We start from the raw sequence: 19,322 nt of genomic DNA, 5'->3' as shown, positions 1-19,322 counted from the left end.
CGCCAATTGTACTCTCAGGTCCCGGCTTTGGCCGCGCCTCTTGCCGCGACAAAGCTCTATACTTTAGGCATTCAAGGCCTGTAAGGGCCGATTTTTTTACCAAATCTAAGGGCAGTCATGCTACGAATCCTGCATACAGCCGATTGGCAAATAGGTCGCCAGTATTCGCGTTTCGAGCTGGAGGACGCGGCCGCCCTGGCTGAGGCACGTTTCAAGGCCATTGAGAAGCTGGCAACGCTGGCTACCGAACATCGCGCCGATCTGCTTGTGGTAGCGGGCGATGTCTTTGATTCGCAAACCCTGAGCGATCGCAATCTGCGCCGCAGTTTCAATGCCATGGCGGGTTTCACCGGCCCCTGGCTGCTCCTGCCCGGCAACCATGACGCGGCCTTGAGCGAAAGTGTCTGGACACGCGCGCGCCGCTTGAACTGCATTCCAGATTATGTGCATGTGCTTGATAGACCGGAGCTTTTTCTGCTGGACGAGCTCAAGCTTGCGGTCCTGCCAGCGCCGTTGACACAACGCCAGACTTATCAGGACTTGAGCGACTGGTTCGATCAGGCCGAAAGTCCGGCGGGTTACTGGCGTCTGGGCTTGGCGCATGGCAGCGTCAGTGGGGTGCTGGAGCATTTGGACAGCCATAACCTGATCGATCAAAACCGCGTACAACGCGCCAAACTGGACTATCTGGCACTGGGGGACTGGCACGGCACCGTCAAAATTAACGAGCGCTGCTACTACAGCGGCACGCCCGAGCCGGACCGCTTTCGGGATAACGACTCTGGCCAGGCTCTGCTGGTGGAAATCAGCGAACCGGGCGCAACACCTGTGGTTCAAGCCTTGCCGGTTGCCCAACACCCTTGGCGCAGCATTCAGCACCATTTGAATGACGACACGGATCTGGACCTGCTGGAGCGGGAACTGAATGCCTTGGCCGATCAAAGCGTGGTCGAGCTGGAGCTATCAGGTCAGTTAAGCCTGAGCGGTTTTGAGCGTCTGGAAAGTATTTTGGGGCAGTCCCAAGCCCGTTGCCGCGCCTGGGACTGCCAGTGCGAGGCCTTGCGTCTGGCACCTTCTGAAGAGGATCTGGACGCCTTGCAAGCCGATGGCTACTTGCAAGCCGCGTTGAAACAGCTGCAGGAACTGCGTCACGGCAGCCAGCAGCAAGCCGCTGAAGATGCCTTGTTGATTCTGGCCGGTTTGCTGCGCGATAAGGAAGGTGGTCATGCACATTAAGTCCCTGCGCGTCGAGCAGTTCAAGCGCTTTCGTCAGCCCGTCTCACTGGACCAACTGGAACCGGGCCTGAACATCATCAGCGCCCCGAACGAGGCCGGTAAAAGCACCTTGGCCGAAGCCTTGCGCACGGTGTTTTTCGAACGTTATGGCACAGGTAGTCTGGCAAAAATCCTGCCTTGGGGTGATTCTTCAGCCGCACCGGAAATCGAGCTGGATTTCAGCCTGAACGGCCAGGACATGCGACTGAGCAAACGTTTCCTGAAGCGCAAACGCTGCGATTTATACATTGGCAATCAGCATCTGGACAATGACGAGGCCGAACAATTCCTGGCCCAGCAAATGGGCTTTGAGTACGCCGCCAAAGGCAGCAGCCAGGCCCGTAACTGGGGCGTGCCGGGCCTTTTGTGGATTGAACAAGGGCAGGGCCAGGACTTGCGCAGCTCGGTCGAGCACGCCAGCGGCACCTTGCAGCAGGCTTTGGGTAGCGAAATCGCTGATTTGACCAGTGCAGACGGGGATTATCTGATCGAACAGGCCCAGCAACAGCTGGACCAATATGTGACCCAGGCTCAAGGACAGCCACGCGGCGTCTGGCTGGCAGCGCAGAAAGAAGCCAAGGAGCTGGAAGAGCAGTTACAGAGCCAGCAAGCCGCCTTGCAGCAGTACCAGCAATGGGTGGACGAACTGGCGCAGGCCCGCAAGCAAATCACCCATGCCGAGGCTAAGCGCCCGTGGGAACAGCTACGTGAGCAAGCCAAACAAGTGCAGGTTCAGTTACTTCAAGCCCGCCAATTGCAGGAACGGGCCAAGGAACTGCAACAGGCGCTGAACATGTTGGCCGAGCGAGAAAAGCTCTACCAACAAGCTGGGGAACGCGACCTGGAGTGGGCTCGCCAACGCAGCCAGCGCGCCGAGCAGGTCAAATCCTTGAGTGCCAAGCTGGAGCAAGAGCAGGGCACGCTCAACAGTTTGAACCAGCGTCTGGAGCAGGCGCGCAGCCATAAAGACGCCAGCCTGCAGGAGCAGGAACGCGCCCGTACCTGGCAGCAATGGTTTCAAGATCAAGCCAGCTTTGACGGCACGCAGCAGCAATTGCAGCAGGTGCAAGGGCAACTGGAAGAACTGGGCAAGTTGGAAACCCAACTGGCGCAATGCGGGGCCGCCTTGGTGCAGCTGAAAATCAGCGACGAGGCCCTGGACCAATTACGCCAGCAGCACCAGCTTATTCAGCGTTTACAACACCAGCTTGAGACGATTTCCACCGAATTGCAGATCGAACTGCAAGACGGCGCCAGCCTGCTGCTGGACGGCGCAGCCATTCAAGGCCAGCACCGCGCCCACCTTAGCGCCAGCACTCTGATTGAGCTTCCCGGAATGGGTCAGTTGCGTATCATTCCCGGCGGTCGCGATCTGGGCAAGGTGCAGCAGCACTTGGCGCAAACCCAGCAGGAATATGCACAGGCGCTTGGCCAACTGGGCGGAAAAAGCCTGGAAGAGCTGGAACGCCGCCGCGAGCAATATCGGGAACAAGAGCAGCAGGACCGGCTGTTACGCAGCTCCATGAAAGCACTGGCCCCACAAGGCAAAGCGCACTTGCAAGGTCTGGTTCAGGCGGCTCAACAACGCATCGCCCCGCAACGCCCGCAAGGCGAGGCCATCGAGGCCTCGGAACTGGGCCGTATCGCCCAAGCCGCCTCCATGGCCGAGCAGCAGTACCGCGCACTGGAAAGCGACTGGCATGATGCCCGCGAAGCCCTTGCCCGCACCCAGGCTCGTCTGGAGCAGGCCCAGGCTGAAGCTCACAGCCTGGAACAGCAATGGGCTGACCCGCAACGCCAGCAAGCGCAGCAGGAGCGCGAGCAGCAATGGGGACAACTGCGCTTGCAACGCGAGCAGCAACTGGCCGATCAAAAAGCTCTGGAAGCCGAGCTGGCCGCCTTGCCCGTCTCGGTTCTGGAGCAGGACCTGCAACGTCTGGAGCGCAGCGCTCAACAGCAGGAGCAAAGCTATAACGAGGCCCGACTGGCCGCGCAATTGGTCCAAACCAAGCTGGAGACCCATGGTGCTCAAGGCCTGGAAGAGCAGATCGACCAGACCTCGCTACGTCTGCACGACTGCCAGCGCCGTTGCGCCACCTACGAGCGCCGTGTCGCGGCCTTGCGCCTGTTGCTGTCTGTCCTGCGAGAGCAGCGCAATGCCTTGACCCAGCAATTGCACGAGCCTTTGCAAAAGCACATCAACCACTATCTGCGTCTGCTTTTGGGCAAGGCACGGGTGGAACTGGACGAGTACCTAGCCCCACGCTGGCTGCAACGCGATAGCGGACAAGGGCTGGCCGACGACATTGACGGCTTGAGCTTTGGTGCACGCGAGCAAATCGGCCTGATCGCCCGTCTTGCCTATGCAGATTTGCTGCAACAGGCAGGCCGTCCCACCTTGCTGATTCTGGATGACGTGCTGGTCCACAGCGACAACGATCGCCTGGGGGCCATGAAGCGCATTATTCACGACGCCGCCCAACGCCATCAGATCCTGCTTTTCACCTGCCAGGCCGATAAGTGGATGGACATGGGTGTTGCGCTACGGCCCGTCCCGCAAGGCGTACAATAGGCGTTTTGAATTCTGTCCGGAGCCTAGCCTTGTCTGAAAACGCTACGATTGCACGTCCCTCGGGTCGATCTGCTGCACAATGCCGTCCTATCGAACTGGTGACCGGTTTTACCCGTCACGCCGAAGGCTCGGTACTGATCCGTCTGGGTGAAACCCATGTTCTGTGCAATGCCAGCGTGCTCGACAAAGTCCCTCCCTTTCTGAAAGGCAAGGAGCAGGGCTGGGTAACGGCGGAATACGGCATGCTGCCTCGCTCCACGCACACGCGCTCGGACCGTGAAGCGGCCCGTGGCAAGCAAAATGGCCGTACCCAGGAAATCCAGCGTCTGATCGGCCGCAGCCTGCGCGCTGTCTTTGATCTGAAAGCCCTGGGCGAGCGCACCATTCACATTGACTGTGATGTTCTGCAAGCCGACGGCGGCACCCGCTGCGCCAGCATCACTGGGGCCTGGGTCGCAGCCAGCCTGGCCGTACGCAGCCTGCAAGAGCAGGGCAAGCTGCAAGCCTCGCCCATTCTGGATCAACTGGCGGCCGTCTCGGTCGGCGTGTTCGAATCCAACCCCGTCCTGGACCTGGACTACCTGGAAGACTCCGCCTGCGGCGTGGACATGAATATCGTCATGACAGGCAGCGGCAATCTGGTGGAAGTGCAGGGCACCGCCGAAGGCCAGACCTTTGCACGCCCCACCTTGAACCGCTTGCTGGATCTGGCCGAGCAGGGCATTGCCGAGCTGATGCAAGCCCAGAAACAAGCCTTGCAGGGCTGATCGCGATGAAATGGGTCTGTCCTGCTCCCTGCGCGACACTGCCAGGTAGCGAGACAAACCGCTATTGGGACGCCGTCCCATGCAGCACACACTGCCTGGCACGGCGCCTTGCCATTTTTACTGAACAGGGCGCTTTGCCGCCTGCTGCGACTTATGAACACTGAATCCAAGCGTGTCGTCCTGGCCTCCAACAATGCCGGCAAACTCAAGGAGTTTTCCGCCATCCTGGCTCAGGCCGGTATCAGCATGGTTCCTCAAGGCCAATTGAACATTCCCGAGGCCGAGGAACCCTTTGCCACTTTTATCGAGAATGCGCTGGCCAAGGCCCGTCATGCCAGCCAATTAAGCGGCTTGCCCGCCTTGGCCGATGACTCCGGCCTCTGTGTGCGCGCCCTGGACGAAGCCCCCGGCGTATATTCCGCCCGTTTTGCCGCTCGCGAACTGGGCGGTGAAAAGTCCGATGCAGCCAATAACGCCTTGCTGGTCCAGCGTCTGCAAGGACAAAGCGACCGTCGCGCCTGTTATGTGGCTGTTCTGGTGTATGTGCGCCATGCCCAGGACCCACGGCCTATCGTGATTGAAGGCGTCTGGGAAGGGGAGATTCAGGATCAACCCGCTGGCGAGCACGGCTTTGGCTATGATCCTCACTTTTATCTGCCAGAGCTCAAGCAAACTGCGGCGCAGCTCTCTCCTGAAGTGAAGAACAAATACAGCCACCGGGCGCAAGCCATGCAAGCCTTGTTGGCCCGTCTGGCCGCCGAGTAACACCATGACTGTTTTCTCTCCTGAGGTACGCATCCGGCCTGGCTCCGGCCCGGCCACCTTGCTGCCCAGCCTGCCGCCCTTGTCCGTCTACGTGCACGTGCCCTGGTGCGTGCGCAAATGTCCATACTGTGACTTCAACTCACACGAAGCACCCGCTGAACTGCCCGAAAACGAGTATCTGGACGCTTTGCAGGCCGATCTGGAACAAACCCTGCCGCTAGTCTGGGGCAGACAGGTAATTTCCGTATTTATCGGTGGTGGCACGCCCAGTCTGCTGTCAGCCCAGGCGCTGGACCGTATGCTGGCCTTGCTGCGTTCCCACCTGAACTTGCTGCCCGACGCAGAAATTACGCTGGAAGCCAATCCTGGAGCTTCCGAAGCCTCGCGCTTCATGGATTTTGCACACAGTGGCGTGAACCGGATTTCTTTGGGCATTCAGAGCTTTAACGATGAGGCCCTGAAAGCGCTGGGCCGCATTCATGACAGCCAGCAAGCACGACAGGCTATTGAAGCCGCCATGAAAGCCGTGGACCGCGTGAACCTGGACGTCATGTACGCCTTGCCGGGCCAGACCCCAGCGCAATCCGAGCAGGACATTTTGCAGGCCATGTCTTATGAGACCGAGCACTTGTCGCTCTACCATTTGACCTTGGAACCCAATACCGTCTTCGCGAAATACCCGCCGGTCTTGCCCAATGACGACGACAGCGCCGCCATGCAGGACCGCCTGATCGAGCTGACCGCCAGCCGCGGCTGGAACCAGTACGAGATCTCGGCCTACAGCAAGCGCGGTGGCCATAGCCGCCACAATCTGAATTACTGGGAATTTGGCGACTATATCGGCATAGGCCCGGGAGCCCACGGCAAGCTGTCCTTTCACGACCGCATTATCCGTACTGCTACCACCCGCAGCCCGGCGCAATGGATGCAGAACGCCATCAAGCGCGACGGCAGCCACTATGCGCACAATGCCCGTGTCACACCCAAAGACTTGCCCTTTGAGTTCATGCTGAACGTGTTGCGCCTGAAAGAGGGCGTACCCGCCCAGTACTTCCAGGAACGCACGGGTGTGCCCCTTGCGAACATCCTGCCCGTGATCAAGCGCAATATCGAGAAAGGTTTGCTGGCTTCCGATCCGGTTCGTATTCGAACCACCGATTTAGGCTGGCGATTCTTAAATGATTTACAGGAAGCATTCCTTCCTGATGAAGGTTCCTGACATTTAATTGTTTATTTAAGACATTTTTTATTGTGCATCTGCACAATTGCTCTACAATTAATTTCTGGTAAGTCCTATGCCATAACTACTTTATCGGTATTGCGCTGTTTGGATCAGATTCAGCGGCAATCCCGATAAACGTAATTAAGACCTGCCGTAGTGGGTTACACAATGATCCGCGCCACTCCTCCTCACTTTTTGTTAACGTCATTGACGCTGGAGTAACCATGTCCTCCCCCGAAGATGTTCTGAAGATCATCGCCGAACGCGAAATCACGTTTGTCGATTTCCGCTTTACCGATACCCTGGGCCGTGAGCACCACTTGACCACCCCCGCACACGCGGTGGACGAGGATCGCTTTGAGTCTGGTGTCGCCTTTGACGGCTCTTCCTTGCCTGGCTGGAAAGGAATCGAAGCCTCGGACATGTTGCTCATCCCGGACGCCAAAACCGCCCGTATGGACCCGTTCCGTGAAGAGCCCACCCTGATTCTGACCTGCGATGTGGTCGAGCCTTCCGATCTGAAAGGTTACGACCGCGACCCACGTTCGCTGGCCAAGCGTGCTGAAGCCTACCTGCGCTCCAGCGGTTTGGGCGATACCGCGTACTTTGGTCCCGAGCCGGAATTCTTCGTGTTCGACGGTATTACCTGGAACGACGACATGTCGGGCAGCTTCGTGAAGATTCGCTCTGAAGAAGCTCCCTGGTCGCGTGGTCTGGAACTCAATGGCAATAACCTGGGTCACCGTCCTGGCGTCAAAGGCGGCTACGTTCCTGTTTCGCCTACAGACTCCTTTGCCGATCTGCGCGCTGAAATGTGTTTGCTGCTGGAACAGCAGGGCGTTCCTGTTGAAATCCACCACCACGAAGTGGCCGCTCCCGGCCAGCTGGAAATCGGTACGCGCTTCTCGACTCTGGTCGAGCGTGCGGACTGGAACCAGATCATGAAGTACACCATCCATAACGTGGCTCACGTTTATGGCAAAACGGCGACATTCATGCCCAAGCCCGTGGTCGGCGACAACGGTTCCGGCATGCACGTGCACCAGTCCATCTGGAAAGACGGCCAGAACCTGTTTGCCGGTAACGAGTACGCTGGTCTGTCCGAGTTCGCGCTGTTCTACATTGGCGGCATCATCAAGCACGCCCGTGCCCTGAACGCCATCACCAACCCCACGACCAACTCCTACAAGCGTCTGGTTCCGCACTTTGAAGCCCCAGTGAAACTGGCGTACTCCGCCCGTAACCGCTCGGCCTCGATCCGCATTCCTTACGTCAGCAACCCCAAGGCGCGTCGTGTGGAAGCCCGCTTCCCCGATCCAATGGCCAACCCATACCTGGCCTTCTCGGCCCTGATGATGGCCGGTCTGGACGGTGTGCAGAACAAGATTCACCCCGGCGATGCAGCCGACAAGAACTTGTACGATCTGCCACCCGAAGAAGATGCAAAAATCCCAACCGTTTGCGTGTCGCTGGAACAGGCGATCGAGTCCCTGGACAAAGATCGCGAATTCCTGACCCGTGGCGGTGTGTTCAGCAATGAAATGCTGGACGCCTTCATCGAGCTGAAACAAGCCGAAATCACCCGTCTGCGTATGGTTCCGCACCCGGTCGAATTCGACATGTACTACAGCCTGTAAGATCGAAGGCACTGGTTTTGGCCAGTACGATCAAAAAGAGCGGCTTTCGGGCCGCTCTTTTTATTCTGCCCTCGGACGATTACCATACGCAGTCACCCAAACCTTATCGTCATGGAAGTAAAGATGGACCTGGTTTTTCAATGGAAACGGTTGGACGATCTGTCCACGCGGGAAATGTACACAATCATCCAGGCTCGCGAGGCGGTGTTTGTGGTGGAGCAGGAGTGTGCCTACCAAGACGTGGACGGCCTGGACCTGGATTCCTGGCATTTGTCCGTGCTCAAGGACGGCGAGCTGGCTGCTTATGCTCGCGTTGTCGAACCGGGCTTGAAATATGATGAGCCTTCCATTGGCCGTGTCCTGACCTTGGCCAAGTTCCGTAGCCTGAAAATCGGCTACGCGCTAGTGGCTGAAGCGATCCGCTTTACGGAAGCCCACTATCCTGGCGCAGGCATACGCATTGGCGCACAGGCGCATTTGCAGAAGTTCTACGGCTCTTTAGGTTTTGAGCCTGTGGGCCAGATCTACGACGAGGACGGCATTCCTCATATTGATATGGTCAAAGCAGCCGTCATTGCTTGATATAGCGTCGGTTGCTGCAACGACGACTCAAGCTCAAACCCTACAAGGCCCCCAAGTTAATGGGTGTTTAATCCAGGCAAGGTGCCGATATCAGCTTGGGCCTTCAGATACTCAATCAAGGCACGTGCCGAGTTCGACAAGTGTCGTCGATGCGTATACGCCAGTACCAGACGCAAAGGGGCAGGCGGCAAGGGCAGGGGAACGGCAATCAGACGCCCTTGGGCGATTTCTTTCTCACATCCCTGCCGCACCAGAATCGCAAAACCCAGCCCTTTGACGGCGCCAGCTCCCGCCAGCAAACCGCTATTCACACGAAAGCGGCTGGGGACGTTCAAAATTTGAAAGCGACCATCGGGCAAGACAAACTGCCAGGCTTGGCCATCCAAAGCCGTATCGGTCGTAATGCAGGGCAACTGTTCCAACTCTTCCAGGCTGCTGGGCATACCGTATTGCTCGATCAAGGCAGGTGCCGCCACGACCTGGCAATCAAAAGAACACAATTCCTGCACCACCAGACTGCTGTCTGGCAGAGCACCCCGACACATCAATAAGGCCAGGTCAAAATCCTGCGCCAGCACACCAGGGCCTTCCAGGTTGGTTTGACAATGCAGTTCCAGATCCGGATGCTGGGCCGCAAAATCTGCCAGGACACCCGCCAATAGAAACGGCCCCACCTCGGATGGAATACAAATCCGCAAGCGTCCCGACAAACGGGTGCGTTGATCCAGCAAATCCTGTTCAGCCTGCTTTAAGGCTCCCCACCAGGGCTGAACGGTATCAAACAAGCCCTGGCCCACACTGGTCAAACGCAGTTGCCGGGAACTGCGCTCCAGCAAGCGCTGACCAATCTGCCGCTCCAGTTGCGCCACATAACGGCTGACATTGGAGGTCGGCAAATCCAGCACCTGAGCTGCAGCCGTAAAACTGCCACTTTCGGCTACCTGGATAAAAACCCGCAAGGCATTCAAATTCAGCTGAGGAGCCATGGAATTATCCCGGTTTTGATAATTTAATATTCGAATTATAGAGACTACATATCAAAACCGCGAAGAATTAGGCTAGAGGCCTCTTTCTTTATGCGTATCATCATGTCTGATTCTGAAGTGTTTCGTCCCCGGCTGCGTGCCCGTGCCGTGTCTTTTATCCAGTTTGTTCATGCTCTGGAATTCATGGCCTTGACGCCTTTGTTTGTCTGGATGGCAGTGGACTTTGATGTTCCTGCCACCTACGCCGGCTATGCCGCTTCCGCCTATATGGGCGGCGCCGCTTTATCGGGCGTCCTGGCTGCACGCTGGATGCACCGCGCGGCACTAAAGCCTTTACTGCTCCTGGCACTGATTCTCTTGGCCGTATTAACCGCTTTGGGGGCCATCAGCTCCGAATTCGGGCTATTTATCTTGCTGCGTCTGGGAGCTGGTTTGCTAGGTGGTTTTTTGATGAGCGCCGCAACGACTTTACTGCTGCATGGCATGAATGCCGAGCAGCGTACCGACGCGATTGCCATTGTGGTCAGCGCCTTTGCCTTGGTCAGTATCGCCGGAATGCCCGTCACCTTGTTCATCGCCGTAGAACTGGGCTGGCGTATCGCCTTGATGACTCTGGCCGTGCTCTGCCTGCTTGCCGTCGCAATTGCTCATCGCTATCTGCCTTCCAACCCTTTCGTTGCAGCGCAACCCTCACCACTGGCTCTAGGTAAAGAGGCCTGGCGCTGGCTAAGCCTGCCGGCTATTGCGCAGGCAGGCTCACTATTACTGATCCCGGTCCTGATCCCCATTTTGGCGCTGCGTTACGACACTCAAGCACAGCAAATGCCTGTGGTCTTCATGTTAGGCGGTGTCGCCGCCTTGATCGCCTCCCGCCTGTCCGCTACGGGCATCAAAAAATGGGGCGAGACCCGTATCTCTGATCTGGGCACATTGATCTTGCTCTTGTCCTTGATCATGCTGGCCCTGGGGCGGGGAACAGCTCACGTATTCATGATCCTGTTCATGACGGGCAGCTACACCCGTCTAGTCTGCGCCAGCGCCCGCAGTACCAGCTACCCCACTCAAGCTCAGCGGGGCCGCTTCATGGCTTTGCAAACCACAGGCAACCACATCGGCAGCTTTATTGCTCTGGCTATTCCGTCCCTACTGCTCCGCACTCTGGATATATCCGTGCCAGACCTTCATGTCTTGCTGCTCCTGACAGCGTTTGTTGCCCTTGTTCTGCCCATTTTCATGCGATGTGCTGCCACCCAGCCCCTGAGACCTTACGATCAGGCAAAAACAATCGATCACTAACACTACTAAATCACTACACCTGCTTACTCACACTTCCTGACACCTGGTTTAGGGTGTCAGATAAACGCTTGCATGAGCGGTCAGGGGAGGGCTTCCGACAAACAGCATCACGTCAAAGGAGTCGCATATGGCTACACACACCGCCAAACGCGCCGCGCTTTACCGCATGGTGACGGCAGAACATATCTGTCCCTTCGGACTTAAGGCACGCGCACTGCTCAAACGTAAAGGCTACGAGCTGGACGATCACTGGCTCAGGAATCGCGAAGAGATTGACGCTTTCAAGGCCAAGCATCAAGTCAGCACAACCCCCCAGACCTTTATCAATGGAAAACGGATAGGGGGCTATGACGAACTGGTCGAGTATTTCGGTGGGAAGGTCAAGGACAAGGATGCCGTCAGCTACACGCCCGTGATCGCCTTGTTTGTGATGGCTGGCTTGATGGCGCTAGCTGTTTCTTGGGCGGCATTCGGACAGATTGTCCTGCTCCAGGCGCTGGAATGGTTTATTGCCATTGCCATGTGTTTGCTGGCCGTGCAGAAGCTCAAAGATGTGGACGGCTTTGCCACCATGTTCCTGAACTACGACTTGCTGGCCCAACGATGGGTGCGCTACGCCTATCTGTACCCCTTTGGAGAAGCAGTGGCCGGCGTGTTGATGCTGGCCGGTGCCCTAGTGTGGCTGTCTGTGCCCATCGCCTTATTTATTGGCAGCATCGGTGCCTGGTCAGTGTTCAAGGCGGTCTATATCGACAAGCGCGAACTGAAATGCGCCTGCGTAGGTGGCGACAGCAAGGTGCCCTTGGGCTTTGTCTCTCTGACTGAAAACCTGATGATGGTAGCGATGGCGGTCTGGATGCTGATCAAGCCATCCATCATCAGCGCTTAGAGGACACTCAGTTCACCGTCCACCCGGAAGAAAGCGAGAGCTACCAGTCCAATATGGCAGCATGGGGCACACTAGAGCTGCCGTACTTGCAACTACTACGCAGGCTCGCCACGCAAAAAGGCCTGGGCCCGTTGCGCCATGATGGCTTCGCGGCGGATGAAGTCCGCCACAAAGTCATTCACAGGACGATGGTGCAGGCTGTAAGGCGTATCCCACTGGATGATCTTGCCAGCCTGCATCACACCAATACGATCGGCAATCGCAAAGGCTTCAGCCTGATTGTGGGTGACCAGAATCGCGGTAATGCCTGCGCTTTTCAGAATGTCGCGCACCTCAAACGCCAAGCGCTCGCGGGTATCCACATCCAGATTGGAAAACGGTTCATCCAGCAACAGCAGAGAGGGTTTGGGAGCCAAGGCGCGTGCCAAAGCCACGCGCTGCTGCTGGCCGCCCGACAATTCATGCGGATAGCGCTGCGCCAAACGGGACAGATCGACCAGTTCCAGCATTTCCAGTACTCGGGCCTGACGCTGGGCTTTATCCCATTTGCGCAGACCAAAGGCCACGTTTTTTTCTACCGTCAGGTGAGGAAAGAGGGCGTAATCCTGGAACATCATACCCACATGGCGGTCTTCCGGCGGCACTTGCTGAGACACAGCCGACAAGACATGGCCATTCAACAGAATATGTCCGGCACGCAAAGGCTCGAAACCGGCAATGGCCCGCAAGACCGTGGTCTTGCCACAGCCCGAGGCCCCCAGCAGACAGCCGATTTCCCCTTGGGGCAAATGCAGGCTGAGCTGGTCAACAACCGGCCGAAAACCTTCAGACGTTTCGTAGGACAGAGTAATCGCCTGCAAATCCAGAAAATCGTTCATGATGCGCGTGGGCCAGAGGCCATCAATTGAGTACGTGCCAATAAAATAACGGGGATCAAACCGGCCAGCACAATGGCCAAGGCGGCAACCGCGCCTTCCTCATAAGTCCCACGAGCCGCTTCCGCATACAGCCAGGTTGCCAGGGTCTCGAAATTCATCGGACGCAGCAACAAGGTCGCAGGCAGCTCCTTCATGGCATCAACAAAAATCAGCAAAGCAGCCGCGCCCATGGCGGGGCGCAGCAAGGGCAAGTGCACACGTTTCAGCGTCCCCACCGGGGTTTCACCCAATAAACGGGAAGCCTGCTCCAGCGATGCCGGGATTCGAGCCAGCCCGGCTTCAATACCGCCAACCGAGATCGCCAGAAAGCGTAGGGTATAGGCCAACACCAAAGCCAGCGTTGAACCCATCAACAACAAACCCGTCGCCGAAACACCAAACCAGGACATGACTTGATTGTAGAAAGAGTCAAACATGACGAGGGGCGTCAACAGCCCAATCGCCAATACGGTTCCCGGAATGGCGTATCCCAGACTGCTGACACCTGCCAGAAAACGGGCCAGACGCGGTTTGCGTCCCGAACGTACTGCCCGAGCAGCCCAGGCGACGACCAAGCCACAAGATAGGGTCGCGATAGTGGCCAGCGCTGCGATATACAAGGTGTTCCAGGCGCTGCTCAGCAATTGCGCCGACACACCGCCCGCCAAGCTCACATGCTTGATGGTCTCATTCAACAAATACAGGGATGGGGCCACAAAGCCCACCAGCACGGGCGCTACACCCAAAGCAATGGCGATACAGGCAGCGGAGCCTTTCAACCGGGTAGGTCGAATGGGTTCGGAACGCTGATTACTGGAATAGGCTTGGCGGCGGCGACCATAACGCTCGATGCTGATCAACGCCGCCACCAGACAGAGCATGGAAACAGCAATTTGCGCGGCACCCGCCAAATCCGAGCGCGTCACCCAGGTGGTGTAAATAGACACCGTCAGGGTCTGCACGCCCAGAAACTCGGAAGCACCAATATCGTTCAGGGTTTCCAGCAAAGCCAGGCTGACACCCACTGCAATCGCGGGGCGGGCCATAGGCAACACGACCCGGAAAAATACGCTACGGCCCGATTCACCCATAATGCGGGCAGCCTCCAGCAAGCTGGCCGATTGTGTCGCAAACATGGCGCGCGTGCTCAGGTATACATAGGGGTAGAGCACCGAACCCAGCAGAAAAATTGCGCCACCCAAGGAGCGCAGATCTGGCAAACGGAATTCACGCGGGCTGCTATAGCCCAAGACGTAGCGAATGGCAGACTGAATCGGGCCAATCGGATGCAGCAAATCCAGATACGCAAAGGCCACGATATAGGTCGGCACTGCCAGCGGCAGCAACAAAGCCCATTGCAAGACCCGTCGCCCGGGAAACTCGTAGGCGGTAATCAGCCAGGCCGACCCCACTCCCAGACAGCTCACCACCACGCCGACTCCCAGGAGCAGCAGCAAGGTATTGCTCATGGCTTGAGGCAGAACGAACTGGAACAAATGCGACCAGTGCTCAGTCGAACCGCCTAAGGCGTGGGTCAGCAGGGTAATCACAGGCGCTGCCACGATCAGGGCAATCACAGCGGCAGCCAGGGACCAAGAGGGCAGACGACGAAAAAAGGGCATTATGAAAGGCTAGGTATTACAGGCGCTTAAATGCGCGACGACCGCCGCTCTGATTTCTCAAAGCTGGCGGTCGTAGAAAAAGAGTAGGGCGATTTTAGTTGTCGAAGCCAACTTTATCTACCAGCTCGCTGGCTTGTTTGCGATGTTTGGCGATTTCAGTCAATGGCAAAGGATCAATCGTCATGGGGCCGAAGCTGGCCACCACGGGGTCCAGCTCAACACCGGCGCGCACGGGGTATTCGTAGTTGGCCTTGGCATACAGGCTCTGGGCTTTCTCGGAAACCAGGTACTCCAGCAGTTTGACAGCGTTGTCCTTATTAGGAGCGTGCTTGGCCACAGCGGCACCGGAAATATTCACGTGTGTGCCACCGCCCTTGGTATCAGCAAAGGTTGGACGCACCACATTGATGGCTTCGCCCCATTTGTAGGCATCGCTACCAGGCTCGGCGTTTTTCATGCGGCCCACGTAGTAGGCGTTGGCAATACCCACATCACAAATGCCGCCCAGAATGTCGCGCGCTACGTCACGGTCACCACCGGCAGCCTTGCGGCCCAGGTTGTCTTTCACGCCACGCAGCCATTGTTCCGTCGCTTCTGCACCATTATGCGCAATCATGGCAGCCACCAAGGCTGTGTTATAGGGGTGCTGGCCGGAGCGAATACACACCTTGCCTTTCCATTTAGGATCGGCGAAATCTTCGTAGTGAATGCTCTTTACATCCACGTCTTTAGCCACATAGGCCACGCGATCGCGCAAGGACAGGGAGTACCACTGTTTGTCGGCACCGCGCAAATTGGCGGGAATGGCGCCGTCCAGAGTGGCGGACTCAACGGGCTGAGTAATTCCGGCTTCCACCAGATCCAGCAGATTACCGATGTCCACCGTCATCAGAATGTCGGCAGGGGACTTGTCGCCTTCGGTTTTCACGCGCTCGATCAGGCCATCTTTCACAAACACGGTATTGACCTTCACGCCTGTGTCTTTGCTGAAGGTTTCCAGCAGGGGAGTAATCAGGCCAGGTTCGCGAGTGGTGTAGAGGTTGACTTCGCCAGAAGCAAAAGCCGCCATCGACATAGTGCCCATAGCGGACAGAAGCAAAGCTTGGGTCAGGGCACGGCTACGAAGAGTAAAGCGCATTATCAACACTCCAAAACAGGCGTAAATAGCGTAAAAATCGGCTGTAAGCCAGAAAATGTGAATGATTATCAAACGTATGCAGGAACTAGGCAAGAGCTATTTGAATGTAGGCCCGTTTCCAGGCTGGAAATCGCCGTACTGTCTGTGCCAAAGCAGGAGAATGGCGGCTCATGGAACTTAATGGTAAGTCCTGATTGCGATCAAATCGTATTGCTGAATGAGCATGGATTTACCTGGGGAACTCGGTACAATGGACAAATATTTGCTTACTGATCCGGGCAATGTTGCCCCTCTATACGACAACTAACATGGCAGCTTTCAATACCGAACAAGTGCTCAGCGTCCACCACTGGAACGACACCCTGTTCTCATTTACCACCACCCGCGACGCCGCCCTGCGTTTTCATAATGGGCACTTTGTAATGATCGGTCTGGAAGTCGATGGCAAGCCGCTGATGCGCGCTTACAGTATCGCCAGCGCCAACTACGAAGAAAATCTGGAGTTTCTCAGCATCAAGGTACAGGACGGTCCATTGACCTCGCGCCTGCAACACCTGAAAGAAGGCGACACCATTCTGGTCAGCCGCAAACCCGTTGGTACGCTGGTAATTGACGACCTGCGCGCAGGCCGCAACCTGTTCCTGTTTGGCACTGGCACCGGTCTGGCTCCGTTCATGAGCATCATCAAGGACCCCGACACCTACGAGCGTTTTGAAAAGGTGGTACTGGTTCATGGCGTGCGTTTTGTCAGCGAACTGGCGTACTCGGATTTCATCCAGAATGAATTGCCGCAGAACGAATACTTTGGTGAAGTGGTACGCGAAAAACTGCTGTATTACCCCACTGTCACCCGCGAAGAGTTCCGCAATACCGGCCGCATTACCGACCTGATCGAGACCGGCAAGCTGTGCGAAGACCTGGGCATTCCTCAACTGGATCCCGCTCAGGATCGCGCCATGTTGTGCGGCAGCCCCGCCATGCTGGCCGATATCAGCGCCATGCTCGATAAACGCGGTTTTGAAGTGTCGCCCGGTGTAGGTCAACCCGGTGACTACGTGATTGAACGCGCCTTCGTGGAAAAATAATCACGCCAAGATCTGTTAATTTTAGCTATAGGCGCTTAAACTCTGATAGTACAACACTCATCAGAGGTTTCTTATGACTAAGCAAGTTGTCTTCACCGATGCCGCTCCGGCTGCCGTAGGCCCATACTCTCAGGCCATTATTGCTTCGGGCGGCAAGACAGTATTTCTGTCTGGCCAAATCGGTCTGGAGCCTGCCACAGGCGAACTGGTATCTGAAAATTTTGAAGGTCAGGTACGTCAGGCATTTGCCAACCTGGAAGCTGTGGTCAAAGAAGCTGGCGCCAACCTGAGCGACATCGTCAAACTGACTTTGTTTTTGACAGATCTGTCCCGTTTTGCCAGCGCCAACGCCATCATGGCCGAACTGATTCCCCAGCCTTTCCCCGCACGCTCCACCATCGGTGTGGCCAGCTTGCCCAAAGGCGCTCAGTTCGAGGTCGAGGCTATCCTCAATTTCTAAAGACGTATTGCCATGACCGCAGGTCGGCCTGCGCCTCAGGCCAAACGGGCTGCGCCGCGCAAGGCGCTCAGTCTGGACCAGAAGTTTGAAAAGCTCGGCCTACGAGAGCCTGCCGACTTCGTGGTCCATCTTCCTTTGCGCTACGAGGACGAGACTCAGGTCGAGCCCATCGCCCATCTCTACCCTGGCAAGATGGCGCAAATTGAAGGGCGTATTCTTAGTACGGATGTTCAGGCTCGTCCCCGTGCGCAGCTCCATGCCCGTATTGCCGACGAAAGTGGCGAGCTGGCCTTGCGCTGGCTGCACTTTTATCCCAGCCAGCTCAAGCAGCTGCAAGGGGATTTGCCCCTGCGAGTACGCGGCGAAGTGCGCCAGGGCTTTCATGGCCTGGAAATGGTGCACCCCAAAGTCACCAAAGCCGGCCAACCCCTGGCCCGCGCCTTGACCCCTGTTTACCCCACGACTGATGGCTTGAGCCAGGTACAGCTGCGCAAAGCCATTGCCGATGCGCTCAATAATGCAGACCTGCGCGACACCCTGCCTGAAGAAGTTCGTAGCGAATATGGCCTGATGCCGTTTAACGAGGCTATCCGGCTGTTGCATTACCCACCGCCCGAGCTCAGCTACGACGATTTGTTCGAACACGGCCATCCGGCCTGGAGCCGCATCAAGTTTGATGAATTGCTAGCGCAGCAATTGTCCCTGGCGCAGGCTCGTGCTGCGCGTCAGGCTCAACGTGCCAAGCCTATGCGTGAAGGCAATAGTGACCTGGCTAAAGCCTTGCTGGCTTCGTTGCCCTTCAAGTTAACGGCCGCTCAGAAACGCTGCGTCAAGGAAATCAGCGCGGACATGAAGCGTTCGTATCCCATGCACCGGCTGTTGCAGGGAGATGTAGGCAGCGGCAAAACCATTGTGTCGGCCATTGCCGCCGTGCAAGCCATTGCCAGCGGTTTTCAGGTGGCCTTGATGGCACCGACTGAAATTCTGGCCGAGCAGCACTATCTGAAAATGCGCGCCTGGCTGGAGCCTTTAGGCGTCGAACTGGCCTGGTTAAGCGGCAGCTTGGGCGTCAAAGCTAAACGTCTGGCTTATGAGGCCATCAGCTCCGGACAAGCCAGACTGGCCATCGGCACCCAGGCCCTGATTCAGGACAATGTGCAGTTCCAGCAATTGGGCTTGGTGATTCTGGATGAACAACACCGCTTTGGTGTTGGCCAGCGTCTGGAACTGAACCGCAAAGGGGATGCGCAGGACAAGAAAGGGCAAGCCTACTTGCCGCATCAACTCAATATGAGTGCCACGCCCATCCCACGTACCTTGGCCATGGCTTTTTTTGCCGATCTGGATGTTTCCGCGATCGACGAGTTGCCCCCAGGCCGCAGTCCCATCATTACCAAGCTGGCCGCCGATAATCGCCGTGATGAAATCATGGCGCGCGTCCGGGCTGAAGTTGCCCAAGGTAGACAAGCCTATTGGGTCTGCCCCTTGGTCGAGGAAAGTGAAGCCCTGCAATTGCAAACCGCCGTCGATACCCATGCGGCTCTGGAACAAGCCTTGGCCCCCTTGCGGGTAGGCCTGATTCATGGCCGCTTGTCCTCAACGGAAAAAGCGGACGTCATGGAAGCGTTCCGTAGCGGCAATCTGGACGTGCTGGTCGCAACCACCGTGATTGAAGTCGGTGTAGACGTACCCAATGCTTCTTTAATGATTATTGAACACGCCGAGCGCTTCGGCCTGGCCCAACTGCACCAACTACGCGGCCGGGTAGGGCGGGGACAGATTCAATCCGTTTGCGTCTTGCTTTACCAGGCACCGTTGTCGGCCATTGCCCGCCTGCGTTTGCGCGCCATGTATGAAACCACCGATGGCTTTGAAATTGCCCGCCGCGACCTGGAACAACGCGGCCCGGGCGAGTTCATGGGCATGCGCCAATCCGGGCAGGCAGGCTTGCGTTTTGCCAGCCTGGAGTCCGATGAAGATTTGATCGAGCAGGCCCAAACATTGGCCAGCACCTTTCGCCGTGATTATCCAGACCACGCTCACCACCATTTACAGCGCTGGATGAAGGGCCGGGAAGAATTACTCCGTAGTTAACCCAAGGTCTTAATG

The 19,322-nt window shown here is 57.0% G+C and carries 16 protein-coding genes; 12 read left to right on the top strand and 4 right to left on the bottom strand.

The annotated features are described in order from the left end of the window. The first annotated feature begins 117 nt into the window (after positions 1–117). The 7 genes from ACFPDR_RS08950 to ACFPDR_RS08920 all read left to right on the top strand — a co-directional run bounded on the left by ACFPDR_RS08950 (position 118) and on the right by ACFPDR_RS08920 (position 8,820). Positions 118–1,236 carry a metallophosphoesterase family protein gene (locus ACFPDR_RS08950; RefSeq protein ID WP_376911020.1) on the top strand — a complete coding sequence of 373 codons (1,119 nt, stop codon included), beginning with the start codon at positions 118–120 and terminating at the stop codon, positions 1,234–1,236. Further along, positions 1,226–3,847 carry an AAA family ATPase gene (locus tag ACFPDR_RS08945; protein WP_376911019.1) on the top strand — a complete coding sequence of 874 codons (2,622 nt, stop codon included), beginning with the start codon at positions 1,226–1,228 and terminating at the stop codon, positions 3,845–3,847. The genes ACFPDR_RS08950 and ACFPDR_RS08945 overlap by 11 nt, the downstream gene beginning before the upstream one ends. Before the next feature lie 29 nt (positions 3,848–3,876). After that, a complete protein-coding gene (gene rph, locus ACFPDR_RS08940; RefSeq protein WP_026482596.1) occupies positions 3,877–4,614 on the top strand; it encodes a ribonuclease PH in 738 nt (245 codons plus the stop codon). Positions 4,615–4,767: 153 nt separating this feature from the next. After that, positions 4,768–5,379 carry an RdgB/HAM1 family non-canonical purine NTP pyrophosphatase gene (gene rdgB / locus ACFPDR_RS08935; protein WP_009453909.1) on the top strand — a complete coding sequence of 204 codons (612 nt, stop codon included), beginning with the start codon at positions 4,768–4,770 and terminating at the stop codon, positions 5,377–5,379. Positions 5,380–5,383: 4 nt separating this feature from the next. Then, entirely contained in the window at positions 5,384–6,598 is a 1,215-nt protein-coding gene (hemW, locus tag ACFPDR_RS08930) for a radical SAM family heme chaperone HemW (RefSeq protein ID WP_060185057.1), read from the top strand. Positions 6,599–6,825: 227 nt separating this feature from the next. Next, positions 6,826–8,238 (top strand): type I glutamate--ammonia ligase, encoded by a 1,413-nt coding sequence (glnA, locus tag ACFPDR_RS08925; RefSeq protein WP_021446603.1) that lies wholly within the window; start codon positions 6,826–6,828, stop codon positions 8,236–8,238. A gap of 123 nt (positions 8,239–8,361) precedes the next feature. Beyond that, complete coding sequence (locus ACFPDR_RS08920) at positions 8,362–8,820, top strand: GNAT family N-acetyltransferase (RefSeq protein ID WP_060185058.1); 459 nt, start codon at positions 8,362–8,364, stop codon at positions 8,818–8,820. Between the two features lie 56 nt (positions 8,821–8,876). Here the strand turns inward: ACFPDR_RS08920 and ACFPDR_RS08915 are convergent, their stop codons facing one another. Continuing rightward, complete coding sequence (locus ACFPDR_RS08915) at positions 8,877–9,806, bottom strand: LysR family transcriptional regulator (RefSeq protein WP_060185059.1); 930 nt, start codon at positions 9,804–9,806, stop codon at positions 8,877–8,879. A 102-nt stretch (positions 9,807–9,908) separates the two neighbouring features. On the opposite strand from ACFPDR_RS08915, the gene ACFPDR_RS08910 reads away from it, so the two are divergent. Continuing rightward, positions 9,909–11,102, top strand: coding sequence for an MFS transporter (locus ACFPDR_RS08910; protein WP_376911018.1), 1,194 nt, complete (start codon positions 9,909–9,911; stop codon positions 11,100–11,102). Positions 11,103–11,229: 127 nt separating this feature from the next. After that, positions 11,230–11,991 (top strand): MauE/DoxX family redox-associated membrane protein, encoded by a 762-nt coding sequence (locus ACFPDR_RS08905; RefSeq protein ID WP_376911017.1) that lies wholly within the window; start codon positions 11,230–11,232, stop codon positions 11,989–11,991. Between the two features lie 95 nt (positions 11,992–12,086). On the opposite strand, the gene ACFPDR_RS08900 is transcribed toward ACFPDR_RS08905, so the two are convergent. The 3 genes from ACFPDR_RS08900 to ACFPDR_RS08890 all read right to left on the bottom strand — a co-directional run bounded on the left by ACFPDR_RS08900 (position 12,087) and on the right by ACFPDR_RS08890 (position 15,668). Beyond that, complete coding sequence (locus ACFPDR_RS08900) at positions 12,087–12,869, bottom strand: ABC transporter ATP-binding protein (RefSeq protein WP_060185062.1); 783 nt, start codon at positions 12,867–12,869, stop codon at positions 12,087–12,089. Beyond that, positions 12,866–14,530 carry an ABC transporter permease gene (locus ACFPDR_RS08895; protein ID WP_060185063.1) on the bottom strand — a complete coding sequence of 555 codons (1,665 nt, stop codon included), beginning with the start codon at positions 14,528–14,530 and terminating at the stop codon, positions 12,866–12,868. The genes ACFPDR_RS08900 and ACFPDR_RS08895 overlap by 4 nt, the downstream gene beginning before the upstream one ends. A gap of 94 nt (positions 14,531–14,624) precedes the next feature. Next, positions 14,625–15,668, bottom strand: coding sequence for a Fe(3+) ABC transporter substrate-binding protein (locus ACFPDR_RS08890; protein WP_009453937.1), 1,044 nt, complete (start codon positions 15,666–15,668; stop codon positions 14,625–14,627). 308 nt (positions 15,669–15,976) lie between these two features. Here ACFPDR_RS08890 and ACFPDR_RS08885 point away from each other — a divergent pair, with 308 nt between their 5' ends. From ACFPDR_RS08885 to recG, 3 genes are all read left to right on the top strand, one after another. Beyond that, positions 15,977–16,753, top strand: coding sequence for a ferredoxin--NADP reductase (locus ACFPDR_RS08885; protein ID WP_042480593.1), 777 nt, complete (start codon positions 15,977–15,979; stop codon positions 16,751–16,753). Positions 16,754–16,826: 73 nt separating this feature from the next. Next, the gene (locus tag ACFPDR_RS08880) at positions 16,827–17,213 is read left to right on the top strand and encodes a Rid family detoxifying hydrolase (protein WP_026482586.1); all 387 of its coding nucleotides are present in this window, start codon (positions 16,827–16,829) and stop codon (positions 17,211–17,213) included. A 12-nt stretch (positions 17,214–17,225) separates the two neighbouring features. Then, the gene (gene recG, locus ACFPDR_RS08875) at positions 17,226–19,307 is read left to right on the top strand and encodes an ATP-dependent DNA helicase RecG (protein ID WP_060185065.1); all 2,082 of its coding nucleotides are present in this window, start codon (positions 17,226–17,228) and stop codon (positions 19,305–19,307) included. Positions 19,308–19,322 lie beyond the last annotated feature (15 nt).

The sequence above is a fragment of the Alcaligenes sp. GCM10023179 genome, assembly GCF_042653705.1.
Lineage (GTDB): Bacteria > Pseudomonadota > Gammaproteobacteria > Burkholderiales > Burkholderiaceae_B > Alcaligenes > Alcaligenes phenolicus.
Note: the sequence above shows the minus strand (reverse complement) of the source record. Positions and strands in the feature narration are given on the sequence as shown.

Excerpts from the sequence above, each read along its gene's own strand:
- ACFPDR_RS08950 (WP_376911020.1), top strand. The coding sequence starts at position 118 with ATGCTACGAATCCTGCATACAGCCGATTGGCAAATAGGTCGCCAGTAT.
- ACFPDR_RS08945 (WP_376911019.1), top strand. The coding sequence starts at position 1,226 with ATGCACATTAAGTCCCTGCGCGTCGAGCAGTTCAAGCGCTTTCGTCAG.
- rdgB (WP_009453909.1), top strand. The coding sequence starts at position 4,768 with ATGAACACTGAATCCAAGCGTGTCGTCCTGGCCTCCAACAATGCCGGC.
- hemW (WP_060185057.1), top strand. The coding sequence starts at position 5,384 with ATGACTGTTTTCTCTCCTGAGGTACGCATCCGGCCTGGCTCCGGCCCG.
- glnA (WP_021446603.1), top strand. The coding sequence starts at position 6,826 with ATGTCCTCCCCCGAAGATGTTCTGAAGATCATCGCCGAACGCGAAATC.
- ACFPDR_RS08920 (WP_060185058.1), top strand. The coding sequence starts at position 8,362 with ATGGACCTGGTTTTTCAATGGAAACGGTTGGACGATCTGTCCACGCGG.
- ACFPDR_RS08915 (WP_060185059.1), bottom strand. The coding sequence starts at position 9,806 with ATGGCTCCTCAGCTGAATTTGAATGCCTTGCGGGTTTTTATCCAGGTA.
- ACFPDR_RS08910 (WP_376911018.1), top strand. The coding sequence starts at position 9,909 with ATGTCTGATTCTGAAGTGTTTCGTCCCCGGCTGCGTGCCCGTGCCGTG.
- ACFPDR_RS08905 (WP_376911017.1), top strand. The coding sequence starts at position 11,230 with ATGGCTACACACACCGCCAAACGCGCCGCGCTTTACCGCATGGTGACG.
- ACFPDR_RS08900 (WP_060185062.1), bottom strand. The coding sequence starts at position 12,869 with ATGAACGATTTTCTGGATTTGCAGGCGATTACTCTGTCCTACGAAACG.
- ACFPDR_RS08895 (WP_060185063.1), bottom strand. The coding sequence starts at position 14,530 with ATGCCCTTTTTTCGTCGTCTGCCCTCTTGGTCCCTGGCTGCCGCTGTG.
- ACFPDR_RS08890 (WP_009453937.1), bottom strand. The coding sequence starts at position 15,668 with ATGCGCTTTACTCTTCGTAGCCGTGCCCTGACCCAAGCTTTGCTTCTG.
- ACFPDR_RS08885 (WP_042480593.1), top strand. The coding sequence starts at position 15,977 with ATGGCAGCTTTCAATACCGAACAAGTGCTCAGCGTCCACCACTGGAAC.
- ACFPDR_RS08880 (WP_026482586.1), top strand. The coding sequence starts at position 16,827 with ATGACTAAGCAAGTTGTCTTCACCGATGCCGCTCCGGCTGCCGTAGGC.
- recG (WP_060185065.1), top strand. The coding sequence starts at position 17,226 with ATGACCGCAGGTCGGCCTGCGCCTCAGGCCAAACGGGCTGCGCCGCGC.